At 36.0% G+C, this 15,428-nt stretch carries 13 protein-coding genes; 9 read left to right on the forward strand and 4 right to left on the reverse strand.

All coding sequences use genetic code 11. The features are described 5' to 3' along the window. The first annotated feature begins 9 nt into the window (after positions 1-9). From H4J46_RS12365 to H4J46_RS12375, 3 genes are read left to right on the forward strand one after another with little or no spacing between them, the layout of a single operon-like run. On the forward strand, positions 10-1,533 hold the full coding sequence (locus H4J46_RS12365; protein ID WP_182233802.1) for an oligosaccharide flippase family protein: 1,524 nt from the start codon (positions 10-12) through the stop codon (positions 1,531-1,533). A 4-nt stretch (positions 1,534-1,537) separates the two neighbouring features. Continuing rightward, positions 1,538-2,869 (forward strand): O-antigen ligase, encoded by a 1,332-nt coding sequence (locus H4J46_RS12370; RefSeq protein ID WP_182233803.1) that lies wholly within the window; start codon positions 1,538-1,540, stop codon positions 2,867-2,869. A 1-nt stretch (position 2,870) separates the two neighbouring features. Further along, positions 2,871-3,965: an acyltransferase gene (locus tag H4J46_RS12375; RefSeq protein ID WP_182233804.1), complete on the forward strand. Its 1,095-nt coding sequence runs from the start codon at positions 2,871-2,873 to the stop codon at positions 3,963-3,965. Positions 3,966-4,150: 185 nt separating this feature from the next. On the opposite strand, the gene H4J46_RS17545 is transcribed toward H4J46_RS12375, so the two are convergent. From H4J46_RS17545 to H4J46_RS12395, 4 genes are all read right to left on the reverse strand, one after another. Beyond that, on the reverse strand, positions 4,151-6,085 hold the full coding sequence (locus H4J46_RS17545; protein WP_182233805.1) for a tyrosine-type recombinase/integrase: 1,935 nt from the start codon (positions 6,083-6,085) through the stop codon (positions 4,151-4,153). A gap of 259 nt (positions 6,086-6,344) precedes the next feature. Next, positions 6,345-6,740 (reverse strand): adenylyltransferase/cytidyltransferase family protein, encoded by a 396-nt coding sequence (locus H4J46_RS12385; RefSeq protein ID WP_182233806.1) that lies wholly within the window; start codon positions 6,738-6,740, stop codon positions 6,345-6,347. Positions 6,741-6,766: 26 nt separating this feature from the next. Next, a complete protein-coding gene (locus tag H4J46_RS12390) occupies positions 6,767-7,951 on the reverse strand; it encodes a CDP-glycerol glycerophosphotransferase family protein (protein ID WP_182233807.1) in 1,185 nt (394 codons plus the stop codon). A gap of 99 nt (positions 7,952-8,050) precedes the next feature. Then, a complete protein-coding gene (locus H4J46_RS12395; RefSeq protein WP_182233808.1) occupies positions 8,051-8,986 on the reverse strand; it encodes a glycosyltransferase in 936 nt (311 codons plus the stop codon). 299 nt (positions 8,987-9,285) lie between these two features. Here H4J46_RS12395 and H4J46_RS12400 point away from each other — a divergent pair, with 299 nt between their 5' ends. The 6 genes from H4J46_RS12400 (at position 9,286) to H4J46_RS12425 (ending at position 15,384) form a co-directional block, all read left to right on the forward strand. Continuing rightward, entirely contained in the window at positions 9,286-10,626 is a 1,341-nt protein-coding gene (locus tag H4J46_RS12400; protein ID WP_182233809.1) for a phenylacetate--CoA ligase family protein, read from the forward strand. Continuing rightward, positions 10,616-11,758 carry a glycosyltransferase gene (locus tag H4J46_RS12405; RefSeq protein ID WP_182233810.1) on the forward strand — a complete coding sequence of 381 codons (1,143 nt, stop codon included), beginning with the start codon at positions 10,616-10,618 and terminating at the stop codon, positions 11,756-11,758. Before H4J46_RS12400 ends, H4J46_RS12405 begins: the two co-directional genes overlap by 11 nt. Positions 11,759-11,881: 123 nt before the next feature. Beyond that, entirely contained in the window at positions 11,882-12,484 is a 603-nt protein-coding gene (locus H4J46_RS12410) for a polysaccharide deacetylase family protein (protein WP_259365827.1), read from the forward strand. Beyond that, on the forward strand, positions 12,481-13,695 hold the full coding sequence (locus H4J46_RS12415) for a glycosyltransferase family 4 protein (protein ID WP_182233812.1): 1,215 nt from the start codon (positions 12,481-12,483) through the stop codon (positions 13,693-13,695). The genes H4J46_RS12410 and H4J46_RS12415 overlap by 4 nt, the downstream gene beginning before the upstream one ends. Further along, positions 13,688-14,212, forward strand: coding sequence for a serine O-acetyltransferase (locus H4J46_RS12420; RefSeq protein WP_259365828.1), 525 nt, complete (start codon positions 13,688-13,690; stop codon positions 14,210-14,212). Before H4J46_RS12415 ends, H4J46_RS12420 begins: the two co-directional genes overlap by 8 nt. Then, positions 14,212-15,384 (forward strand): glycosyltransferase family 2 protein, encoded by a 1,173-nt coding sequence (locus H4J46_RS12425; RefSeq protein WP_182233813.1) that lies wholly within the window; start codon positions 14,212-14,214, stop codon positions 15,382-15,384. The genes H4J46_RS12420 and H4J46_RS12425 overlap by 1 nt, the downstream gene beginning before the upstream one ends. The last annotated feature ends 44 nt before the right edge of the window (positions 15,385-15,428 follow it).

A 15,428-nucleotide genomic window follows, 5' to 3' on the forward strand; every position in this document is an offset into this window, starting at 1 on the left:
TACCATTCAATGAAAAAACAATTACTCACCAGCTCTCTTTTTCGGTTTCTTGAACGTGGCATCGTCGTATTAACGTCTTTTTTGCTTACGCCGTTTTTTCTTAATGAATTAGGCAGTACACATTATGGTTTATGGCTATTAATTTTATCTATATTAGGTTGGTTTAATGTTGTTGATTTAGGTTTTCCGCAAGCGATACAACGCCAAATAGTACAAGCCTTAGAGCTAAACGACAAAAAGCGCGTTAATGTTATTTTTTCAACCGGCCTAGTGCTTTTTACCGTTTTAGGTGGTTTTTCTGTTTTAACTTTAGTTGGCTTAACTACAGTACCCGCTATTTTTGGTGTTGAGGGTTTAGACCAAATTACTTTAGTTGATATTTTATTAATATTATCGGTGAAGATACTGTGGGGGTTTATGATGAACCCTTTTCATGGTTTTTTTTCTGGTATGCTGCGTTTTGATATTGATGCAAATCTGTCTTCACTAAACGCTATTGTAAAAGCCATTATGGTGTTTTTACTCTTATCCGACTTGAATATTTGGGGCGCTGTTGTCGCGACACTGGCTAGTGATGTATTAACCAATATCCTGAAAATTCATTATGCTAAACGATTATTTCCTGAGCTTAGGTTTAGCTTTAAGCTCGCCAGCAAAAAAGAACTTATTGATTTATTTGCTTACTCAAAACACTTAGTCATTAACGGTATTGCCAATACTATTGGCACAAAATCACGTCCTTTAATTATTACTCAGTTATTCGACCTACCTTCTTTGGCCTTGGCGAGTATCGCCAGTAATTTAATTATGCATACCTCAGCATTCGTTAGTTCGATTACCGGGGTATTTTCACCTTTATTTAACAAAAAAGCGGCTCGCAATGAAAATATGGAGCAGCTATTTAATCAAACCACCCGTATTAACTTATTCGCTTCCACGGTGTTATTTTTATCGCTATTTATTTTTGGTAAGGTGTTTATCCTTTTATGGGTAGGCTATGAATTTGAATACGCGGTTAATTTATTGTATTTAGGCGTGATTTCATCTTTGTTTGCTGCTTTTAGCAATTCGGCCAATACGGTTTTATTTGCCCAGGCAAACCATAAATATATCTCGGTGATCACTATTACATCTGTGGTATTTAATATTACTTTAAGCATTATTTTAGGTTTGAAATTTGGCCTTATCGGTTTGGCCGCAGGCGGTGTAGTCAACAGTGCTATTTTTAATGTCTTTGCCAAAGTATTTCTTTTTAAGCAATACAATAATTATAATATGCGCGAGCTTTATTGGTGTTTATCAAAGTCTTTATTGATAACCATTATTTTAGGCATGACCGGCAGTTACTTATTGGATTATTTAGCGATTAACACTTGGTTAGAATTTTTATTATCTGCTACGTTAGCCTTCCCTTTTATTATACTTATTTGTTGGGTATTGTTACTTAATAAGGACATTAAAAAGACTCTGTTGCATTATGTTATTGCACGTATTGTCCCGGGTGTTAAGAAAAAATTTATAAAGGAATTATAAAAGTATGGCTCGTTATTTCCCGAAAAATAAAACCGAAGACTCGCCGTTAGGTTTCTTCTTTTTATTTTTATATACCGCCTCAGTGCTTATTCGTCCTCATGAAATGTTTCAAATAAGTCTTCAGTGGATAACCATTCAAATTTTTATCATTATTGCCTTTGGCGCCACTGTTGCCATGCATAGGCCAATAAAAATGTATCCACAGCATTGGATGATATTAGGCTTAGTGCCGTTAATTATAGTCTCAGGGTTCTTGAACGGTTCAGGCATGATAGGTGTCGACCAATCTAAGCGCATAATGATCAGTGCGCTGTTTCCTCTCTTCTTATATTCAAACTGTATAACCAGTATTAAGCGCCAACACATACTTATGGTTGTTTGTCTTTTTGCTGCATTACTTATGGTGCATAACGGCCATATACAACAAACAGCATATCAAGGCGCAGGTTGGGCATTAGGCACATACTCTGTTGGTTACATTAATCTTGGTGAGCGGCGCATTACTTATTTAGGGTTTTTTAATGATCCAAATGATCTAGGTATGTTTTTAGTGATGAACATTCCTTTTGCTATTTATTTTTATAAAAAAAGCCAAGCGGTCAGTAAAGTAATCATGCTTAGCGTATTGGTGGCGCTATTTTACGGTATTTATTTAACTGGTTCTCGTGGCACTATGCTCGGCGCGGGCGCTTTAATTGCGGTATATTTTATCGTAATGAATGCAGGACCAAAACTATTTATTACCATTGTAGTTCTCGCCCCTATTGCGGCTACAGTAATAACATCTCTACAAAGTAATATGGACGAGTCTGCCGATGGCCGCTTAGAGGCTTGGTATGCTGGGGTTCTCATGCTATTAAATAATCCTATTTTTGGTATCGGCATGGGGCAGTTTCTTGAAGAACATGGCTTAGTGGCACACAATTCATATATTCATGTTGCTGCTGAATTAGGGGTGCCTGGATATTCTTTATGGGGCGGGGCATTGATTTTTACCGCGTTAACGGGATATCTATTTGTTCAGGATAGAATTAGCAAGAAAAAGCTAGACGACGCTGAAACAACTCTTCCGCCTGAAGAAGAAGCAGAGTTATTTCTAAACAAAACCCTGTTCTTTTCTTTGGTCGGCTTTATGATAACGGGCTTTTTTATCAGTAGAATGTTCACGCTATTGCTATTCATCTTTTTAGGTATGGCAATAGCGTCTCACATTAGACTCGTAAAGCTCAATCCAGAATATGCAATACACTTTTCTACACGCCTTGCTGTTCGATCTATGCTTTATTGCTGGTCAATTATAGTTGCTGTTTATATTTCCTTAAAGCTAGGATTGTAATGTGAGCTACCAAAATAAAATAGCATTGAGCAACGTTATTGATAGTAAAAATAATAATTTCAATTTAATTAGAATGTTAGCTGCACTCGCAGTTATTATAAGTCACAGCTATGCGCTTGCTTTAGGGAATAGACAGTTAGAGCCGATTCAAAACTTGTTAGGTATTAGCCTAGGGTCTATAGCTGTAGATATTTTTTTTATTACAAGCGGTTTACTAGTTACAAGAAGCTTGTTAGTTCGTACCGACTTGAAATTTTTCATCATATCAAGAGTATTGAGAATATTTCCTGCGCTGTTAGTTTCTGTACTATTTTGCGTAATTTTAGGCGCTTATTTGTCTAGTTTTTCATTGCAGAATTACATGCAAGATTCTGAACTGTTAAATTTTATTATATACAACGCCACAATTATTTTAACCGACTATCAAGAATTACCTGGGGTATTTTATACTGCACCGTTCGATAGAAGTGTTAATGGCTCGTTATGGACTTTGCCATGGGAACTACGAATGTACGTGGTACTTATAGGCTTAGGTGTTTTAAGCTATGTATTAAAGAAGGCAAAAATCACTTTCCCTCATGTTCAGATAATTGTTCAGGCAATTATAGTATTTATCGCCTTAAGCAGTACTGCACTGTATTTTTATTTTCACTTTAGCGAAAATTTTCATTGGTTTTATTATAAGTTTTTTAGATTTTCATCTGCATTTTTTATTGGCGGGGGGTTATATGTTCTTAGAAAGTATATACATTTAAACGCTATGTGGGTAATAACAGTTTTATCGTTGCTTCTCTTTGCGCTTTATATGAGTAAAACAACTTTCTTTATAGCTTACATTTTCAGTATGCCCTATTTAGTACTTTGTGCGGCTTACCTTCCAAAGGGTAAAATATTAAAATACAACAATGTAGGTGACTTTTCTTACGGTACTTATATCTACGCTTGGCCAATACAACAAACGTTAGCCATTACAATAATTGGTATTAGCCCTACTGAAATGTCTATTCTATCAGGAGCTATAGTTATAGTTTTATCGGTAATATCATGGAACTTTATAGAGAAGCCTTCTATGAAGTTAAAGTGGTATTTTATATAAATATGCTGTTTGTACAGTCTGCCATCTCCGCTAGCGATGGTTATGCCTTAAAAATTGCACAACTGATTTTAGCTCTTATGGATAGATTCTTTTAAATGTGTAAAGCCGAGTCGTCACTTTCATATTATTAGTTTGTTTTATATGAGTTATGAATAAAACCATTCCCACATCAAAAGACACTTAATTTAATGTGTTGGGTATATTGTTCTAACTTCTGTATTTTCCAACTGTGTGTTAATACTATTTTTACGGTAAAGCGACAACTGTGCGGGGTTAATATATCCTGCTATTTTTTCCAAATCATTTAATTTTATTCCTTGCTCAGACAGAAAAGTAAGATAGGTATGTCGCAAGCTTTCTAGGCTAATGCCTTCTGGTTTTGCTAACGCTGCGTCATGAGCGCTATTAGTGATTAAGTGAGATAGTTCTTCAAGTGAATAATCTTCATCAAAAATATTGTCTTGCGTGTTTTTATACTGCATAACGTCTGCAGTTAGCAGACTGACTTCAGGTGATAACACTATATTTCTGGCGAACGCTCCGTTAACTTCAAGGGTGTTTTTTTCTAAATCAACATCCTGTAACTTAATTGCTAATAACTCTTTAATATTCACGCCACTTAATACTAGTAAAATAACAAATTTTCCTTGTTTACTAGCAAAACTCACCAGTTTATGACATTCACCAGCACTTAAAAGTCGAAAAATTTCCATAGCAGATTTTTGTTCAAGCAGTGCTTGATTTTCGGAAATTTGAGCTTCTTGTTGATGAAGCAGTTGTCGCTTATCGCTCATGTCATTGGGCACTACGGTATAGTTTGAAAAAACTGTTGATGCCTGTTTTTGTCGTACAATATAACTAAACAAGAATAATGCTAATAGTGAAATAACAACCGCTACTAGCAGGCTAATCAAAGAGTCTCTTTGGTTATTCGGTGCAATCGGGTAATTAGGCACAAACGGATATTCTAGCACCTTAAATTGAGACTTAGCTACTTGCTGCATTTCCTGTAAAAGCAGGCTATCTTTTAGGCTTTGCGCTTGCGTTACCAACTGATTTAATGAATCGTTCAAACGAGTATATTCTTTTAAACTACGATTAAAAACTTGCGCTTTTACACTGAGAGTATCAAGTTGCTCGGTTAATAGGCTTACCTTGTTTTTTGCTACCAGCAAGTTGTTATTCGCTTCTTTTACGTACATAGTCTGGCTTAATAGACTCTGTTCTTCTAATTGGTTTTGCAGATTTAATAATGTTTTTTGCATCGAAATTATTCTAGGATCTTTCTCCATATATTTTCGCGTATATTTCTCAGAAAAGTCACTCAATTGATTTTCAATTTTAGCTATATTTTGTCTTATCATTGCAAGAGTAGCTTCATCTTCAGGATGAATAATTAACCTATTTTCTTTTTCAGCATAGTTAATGCGGTTTACTATTTCTTGCTGGTTAAGGTAGTCTTGTTCGGCAGTATGTAGCAATTTCCCCAGCGAATTTACTTTATTTAAAATTCTATTTTCATCACGCTCAAGAGAGACAATGTTATTATTTTGGCTATAGGCAATTAACACTGCTTTTTGCTGCGATATTTTTTCCTCTAAAGCATTAAGCATGTTACTTATGCTTAATATACTGTCAACATTATTACTATTGTTTTCTGCACTAAAAGTATGAAGGTATTCTTCTACCCAAGTAGACAAGATGGGCTGCAATTGTTCACGGTTACTACCTGTTGCCTTAAGGTTAATAATTTGACCATTTTGAAGCTCTGCACTTAGCATTTCACTCAGTAACTGCACATTGCTTTGTATACCGTAATTAACGAGTATACTGTGATTAACTGCTGTTAATATGCTGTGGCTTGTTAGGCGCTGCTGACTTTGCAAGCTATCTGTCATCAAAGTAGCAGAAGACTGCTCAACGGGTATTTGCGTTTTAGAAAGCTGGATAGTCGCTTGGCTTTCAAAAATATTTTCTCTCGTCCATACCAAAATCAACGATACTATAAGAACAAATAAAAATGTTCCTATCAGTACTTGCCATTTTTTCGTTTGTAAAATTTCGTTTTGAATATTGGCATCTAATTCTGTATTTTGGGCTTGATATACGGGAGATATCACATCTACGCTCCGATCGAAAGACACTAGTTATTACTCATTTGTGTTGTGTATAAGAGACTAAGATTAAGAGTCAATAGGTTTAATAAATGGCTAACTCATTTAATCTATAGAGATTAAATAGTATTTCAAATGTGTGACATTAAAATGACAAAGATGAACCACCAGATCGCTACTTAATAACAGAGTTTAAGCTGTATTTTAAAAGTTAGTAGTTGTGCTTAATAAAACCAAATAGAAGTTTTCATTTGATCTGCTGGTTTTAATTTATTTCTCTTACTATTTCAATAATTTCAGTGGTTGATATTGAAGGTGTTCTCGGTAAATAAATAACTTCGCATATAGCGTTAAACTCATCAAAACGCCCTTGCCAATCATCGCCCATCACTAATATATCAGCCTTAGTGTCGATGATATATTGACGCTTTAACTCCAGTGAGTTTTCGAAGAAAACTTCATTAACACATTTTAATTCTTTAATTATTTCCATGCGATGTTGTTCATTGCATATTGGATTTCGCTGCTTTTTAGAGAAATTTAACGCATCGGTTGATACACCAACAATTAAATAAGCACCTAGGGCTTTTGCCCGTTTTAATATCTGTAAATGACCAATATGAAATAAATCAAATGTGCCAAAGGTAAGTACCTTTTTCATAAACTTATATCCTTATTTGTTATTTGTTATTTGGTCAGTTCATTATAAAGTTGATTTGAGAATGGCGAAGAATCATGTTGAGTTTTATCATGAAACTTAGCTTTTAAGTGATCGTACTGCTTTTTATACTCTATTGATTTACTATCATTTTTTAGCATAATCAATCGATCTAGTATGTCATTCCAACTATAGCAATAGGGCTTTAATGTCACCTCCTCAAATTCAAAATAAAGTGCTCGTTCACGTTTTTTATAAAGGTCTAAGTCGAACGGTGCAAACACAATAGGCTTATTTGACAATAGAAAGTCAAAATAAATACTTGAATAATCTGTGATTAAGCAATCATATTGGTTGATTGTTTGGTATATGTCGTTTCCTGCATCTAACTGAATATTTTTTGAATTTTTTATTTGTTTTACTATTTGATAAGGCGGTTTATTTACTGGGTGCATGCGTAACGTTAACTGAATATTATGCTTTGTAAGTTCAGTTTCCATTTGCTCAATGTCAAATCCGTACTTTTCAAACAGATCACATTCAGACGCCATTCCACCTCGAAATGTTGGCATGTAAATACATTTAAATTGTTCGTTTTCAATATTTTCAATATTTTCAAAAAAAACATCATTACGAGGAAAGCCACAAGTTAATACCTTGTTTAGAGGAACTCTAAATGCTTTTGCTAATACATTTTGCGTAAGTTCACTGGTGGCGACAACAATATCATTTCGGTGTTTATTATAAGGTGACAACCAATCAATAAACCGCCCCATTGAGTTTTTTGGATTTTCACGTTCACCAAAGACGTCAAACATTATTTTTTTTAAGGGAATACCATGCCAGAGTTGAACAACCTCTGTTCTCTGCCCTATAGAAGGAGAAAATAGATCATCGTGCAGCGACTGACAAATAAAAGCCTTACTCGCTCGTAATTGATGCCAAATTCCTTTATAACTTCTCTCATGATAAGCGCAGTAACCTTTTTGCTGAAGCTCTATCAATATATTAGGCTTTTTAGTGATCCATACGGCTTTAGTCTTATCACCATGATACTTATTTACGAATTCAAAGAAAGCTTTAGGGTTGTCACTATATTTTTGACCAAACCATGCGCTAAACACCCATAAACTTTTACGCTTTGGGATAATTTTACCAAGCATATAAAAAAACAAATTAATAACTAATGCACTAGCAAGTTGTATTTTATTCATCAAAAAAATCCTTTTATTCTTTTTTATTACTTCATCCAACTTGCTTCGAAAAACTGTTTATAGTGAAAAAAACCAACAGTAAACCTGAATACAGTGTGATTATTTAGCGGCTATTTTACGTTTGGTTTTTTGCAGTATATGCCAAACAAAGTTTGGCACTAATTTTATGAGCCAGCCTTTTAAAAAGCACGGAATATTTTTTTTAGTTCGGTGCGCACGAATAAAAGTATTACCGGCTAAATTATACAAGCCCGAATAAATATAAGATTTAGTATACCTAAGGTGTAGCTGTTGTTTGATTAACGACCAGTCTGCAGTTTTTTGATAAATAGCCGCTATTGTTTCAATTTTTTTTAAACATACCATTTCAGCTTCATGCATTTTTTCATCGTTTAATGAGTAATTGTCGCCATGAAATACGTGAACAGCAAGGTGTTCTGCAACAAAATCAAACTCACAAACCATGGCTAATTTAAGCCAAAGGTGCCAGTCGTCTACCCCCATTAAAGCTCTGTCATCGTCAAAACCATTGACTTGCTGTAAGTCGCTTTTCCGAACTACAGCGGTACAGCAAGTGAGCATATTCAATTGAACTAATTGCTCGAACACCTTGCCTTTGTGCTTATTTTTAAAACCCGATTTTGACTGTCTTTTATATAAAATATAATCAGTAATGGCGCCACAGTAAACTAGACCAACTTTGTTATTACTAAACAATGGCATTTGTTGACTGAGCTTGCTTGGTAGCCATAAATCATCTTGATCACAAAAGGCGATAAAATCACCTTTTGCTTGCGCGATACCAAAGTTTCTAGCGTGAGCAACACCGCCATTACTATTAAAAAAAGGCTTGATACGAGAGTCTTGCGCTACAAGTTGACGAATAATAGCGCTTGAATTATCTACAGAACCATCATCAACTAAAATAAGTTCAATATTTTCATAGTCTTGAGCTGATATCGACTCAACAGTTTTTTCTAGATATTCTGCACCGTTATATACAGGTACAACAACAGAAACTAATACTTGCGACACAAAAACGTCCTTTTATTTACTTCTCTGTGTAATTCACACAGGTAACCATGTAGTCAAACTTTAGCTTGCCAGGTTAACAGCATAAATGCCGCCCTAAATGTAAGTACATAAATATTTAGTTAAAATAGTTAACGCTACAAATGCCTTTATTTAAGTCATAACAACTGCTGTATTTTTATCAACAAAGCCGTCAATTTTTTATTATCTAGGAATATTACTATAAAAACGTTACTTTTATGTAATTAATTTGTTAAATTCAAATGATTGAACGACTAAAAATAAAAGGACGATTTTTACTGATGTATACCGCAACTTTTCGTCATGTATTAATGCCGATGTATGAACTTGTTAAAGGTAAAAATCTTGTTGAACATATCACCCATTATGAACAACATTTAACCTGGACGCCTGAAGAGTTAAAACAACATCAGTGGCAGCAGCTGCGAAAACTGCTTGAGCATGCATTTAACCATACCAGCTTTTATCCCAAATTTTGGGCTAAAGTTGGCATTCACTCTATTGATGACATTAATACTATGTCAGATTTTGCCAAACTCCCCTTAGTGACTAAAGATGATATTACCGAGCATTACCGTGACATTGTCGCCAATAACGCAAAAAACAATATCAAAAAAGCGACCGGTGGCTCTACAGGGCAACCGTTTCGTTTCGAACTTGATATAGGAAGCAATACGCGCCGAGAAGCTATTATGTGGCGCGGTTATGGTTGGTTAGGCGCAGGCTTAGGCCAAAAAACGTTATACATTTGGGGGGCTGATATTGGTCAACCCACATTATTTAAAAGTATAAAAAATAATTTGTACCATAGGTTTTACAATAGAAAAATGCTTAATTCGTTCGCCATGAACACCAACAATATGCATACCTATGTAGAGGAGATAAATAGTTATCGACCCACAGCAATGGTTTCTTATGTGAACCCTTTATATGAATTAGCTCGATTTATTATCGAACACAAAATATCGGTATTCTCCCCGAAAACCATTCTGACTGGTGCCGAGCCATTGCACGAATTTCAAAGAGAAATCATCGAAAAAGCTTTTAACTGTGAGGTTTATAATACCTTTGGTTGCCGTGAATTTATGTTAATGTCAGCAGAATGCCAAGAACACAAAAATCTTCATATCAATAGTGATCACCTAGTGGTGGAAACCGTTAACGATTTAGGGCGGTCAATAACTGGCGAGTCAGGCGATTTGGTTGTTACCGACTTATATAATTACGGTATGCCGTTAATTCGATATCTGAATGGTGATCGAGCCACTTTAATAGACCAAGCTTGCGGGTGCGAAAACCCGTTACCCATTATGAGCAGTATTGATGGCCGTAAACTCGATATGATTAAAACTGCTTCTGGCAAATCAATTCCCGGCGAGCTTTTCCCACACTTGTTTAAAGAATTTATTGGCATAGATAAATTTCAAGTTAAACAAAGTGAAATATCTAGTTTGCAGATACTGTTGATTATCAATAAGCACTTTACTGAACAAAACAAAAATGACATTGCCAAAGAGATAAATAAATACGCTGAAAACGAGTTACAGCTGATGTTTGATCTAGTAGATGATATACCGCTAACCGTTAGCGGCAAACACAGAGTAACTATCTGTGAACTCTGATAAAAGCAAACAATCACTTGTTATCATATCTAATTTATACCCTTTACCTTGGGAGCCTAACAGAGCAACATTCAACCGTCAGCAGTTTGCTCAACTCGATGATGACTTTACTAAAAGTGTTTTAGTGCCCATTGCCTTTGCTGATTGGATTTCACATAGAAAAGCGCTTAAACAAACAGAGAACTTGCGATACGTGCCTTACTTTTACCTGCCAAAGTTTGGTCGACGATTTTATAGCGCTATGATGTTTGCCTCTATAATGCTGCATTCTGGTTACTGGTTAATGCACAAAAAGCCGAAAAAAATATTCGCCAGCTGGGCCTTTCCCGATGCAGTAGCGGCTAGTTGGATCAGCAAGCTATTTAATTGTGACTTCTATTTTAAAGTGCATGGCAGTGATATTAATTTGCATGGCAAAGTACCGGCTCGCGCCAAACAAATAGTTAATGCCAGTAAAAAAGCTTTAGGTATTTTGTCAGTCTCTCAGGCTCTCGCTAATGAAATGATAGCTATGGGTGTTAATAAAGAAAAGATTCATGTTATTTACAACGGTGTTGATCACCAAAAGTTTCAAGTTCAACATGCCATATCAAAAGAAAAAACTGATGATTATATTTTATATGTCGGCAATTTAAAAAAAGAGAAAGGTGTCATTGAACTACTCAAAGGCTTTGCTGCAATAAGTGAAAAACACCCTACCCTTAAATTGTTATATGCTGGGCCTGGTAATTTACGCAGTGAAATTTCTAGCCAAGCAAAACATTTAACCATCAGTGACAAGGTTATTTTATTGGGCAGTGTTGATCATGACCAATTGCCTGAGCTTATCAGCCAAGCTCGTGTATTAGCTTTACCGAGTTATAACGAAGGTGTGCCGAATGTAGTACTTGAAGCAATGGCTTGTGGCACAACGGTATTGGTCAGTAATGTTGGTGGTATTCCTGAAGTGGTTGACGAAAAAATTTGTGGCAAAATAATTGCAGCCAAAAGTGACTTGGCCGTGGCCAATGGCTTGGCTTATGTTTTATCAAAAAAATGGGATAAAGAAAAAATACAGCGGCATAGCTTACAGTTTTCTTGGCAAAAAAATCGCCAGCAATTACTGCAAATGTTAATGAAAATTAACATTTAATAGCTTAATTATTAACATTAAGGGTATGATTATTAATCGTTACTGTTACACTGTGATTAAATCAAATAATGGAACTATGATTTAATGCTCAGTAAATTAAAATATCTCCTCAGGTCAATCATAATGCCCGACCGTTTATTTTTATTGAGCAAAACTCAACAAGAAAAAACACTCTACTTAACCTTTGACGATGGCCCTGTTCCTGGCATAATCGAGCGTTTGTTGGATTTACTTGATAAATATCAAATTAAGGTCACCTTTTTTATTATTGGTAGTCGAGCAGAAAAAAACCCTGATTTACTGCACGAAATCCACAAGCGCGCTCACACCATCGCCAATCACTCTTATAGTCATCCAGCGTTTGATAAAATTTCACATACTAAAAAAATAATAGAAATTGATAAAACTAATCTCATTATTAAACAGGTTACGGGTAAACCTTGTACCTTATTTAGAGCGCCTCAGGGGCGTTGGGATAAACGCTTAATATTGACACTGCTGCTGAAAAAAATTACCGCAGTACATTGGAGTCGCGACTCTCAAGACTTTTTAAAAGAGCCTGCTAATAAAATTGCCGAACGCTTGCTAAAACAGCCAGTTAAGTCTGGCGATATTATTCTGTTTCATGACGACAACATACTTTGTATCGATGCACTTGACATACTAATTCCGCAATGGCTTGAGCAAGGTTACTGTTTTAGCGCACTGGAGCACAAATACGAGTGAATATTTTATTTCATCATAGAACCCGTGGCAGAGGTGCTGAAGGTGTGCATATTCGAGGTGTTGTTAAAGGCTTGAGGCAATTAAATCATCATGTTTATATTTTGTCTTTGCCCGGTGCAGAGCCTGAAATGGAGGAGGCAAAGGCTACGGTTGAAAAAGTGGCGCAAGCAGCGACTAAAAAAAGTAGTTTTTCCATATTGTCTGATCTGACTAAACATGTGCCAGAATTTGTCTTTGAACTTTTTGAACTGGCTTTTAATTTAATTGCCTTAATACGTTTACGTAAAGCGGTTAAAGAAAAAGATATTACCCTTATTTATGAACGTTATTCTTTATTTATGTTTTCCAGTGTTTGGTGGGCAAAACGTCATAACTTACCTATAGTGCTAGAAATTAACGACTCTTGCCAAGTTCAAAGGGTGCGTGCATTAAGCTTTAAAAAGCTTGCTGCAAAAATAGAGGCTTGGACTTTTAAAAATGCCACCGGCTTAGTGTTTATTTCAACGCGATTTAAGCAAGTCGCTGAGCAAGCCTACGGTGAGATTGCAAACTCTGTTGTTTCACCCAATGCGGCCGACTTAGATAAGTTTGTTATTGACGAAAGTTCAGGTTGCGCTTTAAGAAGTAAACTCGGTATTGAAGACAAAATAGTGCTGGGTTATGTCGGTGCATTCGTGCATTGGCATGGTATTGACTGGTTTGTAGATTTAGTGTGCCATCGATTAAAACAAACACCTGAACTAGTATTATTGCTAGTAGGCGATGGTGTCGCTTTTGAGGGTATTAAAAACAAGGTGATTGAAGCCGGTGTTGAATCGCAAGTTATTTTACCGGGTAAAGTGCCACATCACCAAGTTTCATCCTATCTATCTGCCATGGATTTAGGGATATTACCTGATTCAAATGATTATGGTTCACCGATGAAATTATTTGAATTTATGGCGATGGGCAAAGGCATGATCGCTCCTGATTTTAGTCCTATTGCTGAGGTTGTTCGAGATAACGTTACAAGTTGGTTGTTCCCCGCAGGCGATGAACAAGCCTGTATTGACAAAGTTTTTGCCATTGTTAATGATAGAAAAGCGCATAAAGCTGTCGGTATCAATGCCCGTGCTTATATTGAAAGCGAGCGCCAATGGCAGCATAACGCGGCGCAGTTATTATCGCTCGTTAATCTAGATATAAGTCGAGATGTTAATTTAAATGGATAATTTAAAAGCTGACTTAAGAAGAAAAAAACAAATTTTTGCCCAAGATGGTGCTGATGTCAGTATGCTCAGAATTTTCATGGCTGACGGCACAAGCGCTAATGTGCTGTATCGATGTATGCGCTGGTGTGCTAACCACCAACTTGGCTTATTGGCTTACTTTTTTCAATGGACTAATAAATTTTTAAATGCTTGTGTTATCGGTAGTGGTGCTGACTTTGCCCCAGGTTTTGTCATTATGCACCCTATGGGTATCGTTATTAATTCTAAGGTGGTTGGCGGCTATAATATTACGCTAGAAAGTGGCGTGGTTATTGGCGATGAAAAAGGTCAGTCACCTATTTTAGCTAACAATATATTTGTTGGTGCTGGTGCAAAAATTATTGGTGGGCTAACCGTCGCTGATGATGTGAAAATTGGTGCTAATGCCGTACTGACTAAAAATGCTGATAAAGGCACAACTATGCTTGGTATACCGGCCGAAGCGTATGTGAAAAAAAATGACGGGGCAGCGAGCTAATGGAAAGCTTATTTTGGGTTAGCCTCACAATAATTATCTACAGTTATTTTATTTACCCGTTAGTTTTATTTACTTTTAGTGGTATTAAACAAGCTTTCAGTGACACTAAGTATTTATGGCGCAGACATCAACGCCGGACCTTAAATATTAAGGATTACCCTGCTGTTACTGTCATTATTGCTGCATATAACGAAGAGTCTTGTATCAAAGCCAGAATAGAAAATCTATTGAGCTTAGATTACCCAAAAGAAAAACTTACGTTATTAATTGGCTCAGATGGCAGTAACGATCAAACTGCAGATATACTCTCAGCCTTTAATATCGAAAATTTACACGTGCATATTTTTAACACTAACAGAGGAAAAATGAGTGTTTTAAATGACTTAGTTGAAAAAACCATTGACGATATCATCATATTTTCTGATGCTAATACCCATTTTCAATCTGATACCATAACGCAATTAGCTCGGCATTTTAACAATGATAAAGTTGGCGCGGTTTGCGGTGAGCTGCATCTAGTAGATGGCGATACGGGTGACAATAAAGACAACGTATATTGGCGTTACGAACAAGTACTAAAATTTCATGAATCTAGGCTGAATGCGCTGCAAGGGGCAAATGGGGCTATTTATGCTATAAGAAAGTCACTTTTTATGCCATTGCCTGCAAACACCATTGTTGATGACTTTCACATTGCGATGAATGTGGCAAAGCAAGGTTTTCGTTTAGTTTACGACCCTGAAGCCATAGCCGTTGAAGAGATAGCCCCAAACCTTGCCGAAGAAAAAGGCAGAAGAGTGCGCATTGGCTTAGGCAATTACCAAGCTTTTTTTAAGATGTCTTGGGCTTTAAACCCGTTATTAGGTTGGCGTTTTGTCGCTTATATTAGCCATAAAGTCTGCCGATGGTTTGTACCCCACTTGATGTTGATCGTTTTGATTAGCAATGTGCTGTTACTTGATAGTGGTTTTTATCAAGCGATACTGGCGGCGCAATTAATATTTTATTTCACTGCCTTCTATGGCATTAAACAACAGGCTGATAACAAGAAAACAACAACGTTAATCGCACTTTTAGCCTTTTTTGTCGCGATGAATCTGGCATTGATGCGTGGATTTATTAAATATTTTAGTTCCAATGTGCAGGGAACTTGGCAAAGGACAACTCGCTAGTGATCATTTTATTTTTATTTATAATAGCTTTATATCTATTTTTT

Source organism: Colwellia sp. MB02u-6, assembly GCF_014077095.1.
Taxonomy (GTDB): Bacteria; Pseudomonadota; Gammaproteobacteria; order Enterobacterales; family Alteromonadaceae; genus Cognaticolwellia.

What these genes read in the sequence shown, in the direction of transcription:
- H4J46_RS12400 (WP_182233809.1), top strand. Translation starts at nt 9,286, where the DNA reads ATGTATACCGCAACTTTTCGTCATGTATTAATGCCGATGTATGAACTT.
- H4J46_RS12385 (WP_182233806.1), bottom strand. Translation starts at nt 6,740, where the DNA reads ATGAAAAAGGTACTTACCTTTGGCACATTTGATTTATTTCATATTGGT.
- H4J46_RS12420 (WP_259365828.1), top strand. Translation starts at nt 13,688, where the DNA reads ATGGATAATTTAAAAGCTGACTTAAGAAGAAAAAAACAAATTTTTGCC.
- H4J46_RS12365 (WP_182233802.1), top strand. Translation starts at nt 10, where the DNA reads ATGAAAAAACAATTACTCACCAGCTCTCTTTTTCGGTTTCTTGAACGT.
- H4J46_RS12370 (WP_182233803.1), top strand. Translation starts at nt 1,538, where the DNA reads ATGGCTCGTTATTTCCCGAAAAATAAAACCGAAGACTCGCCGTTAGGT.
- H4J46_RS12410 (WP_259365827.1), top strand. Translation starts at nt 11,882, where the DNA reads ATGCCCGACCGTTTATTTTTATTGAGCAAAACTCAACAAGAAAAAACA.
- H4J46_RS12390 (WP_182233807.1), bottom strand. Translation starts at nt 7,951, where the DNA reads ATGAATAAAATACAACTTGCTAGTGCATTAGTTATTAATTTGTTTTTT.
- H4J46_RS12425 (WP_182233813.1), top strand. Translation starts at nt 14,212, where the DNA reads ATGGAAAGCTTATTTTGGGTTAGCCTCACAATAATTATCTACAGTTAT.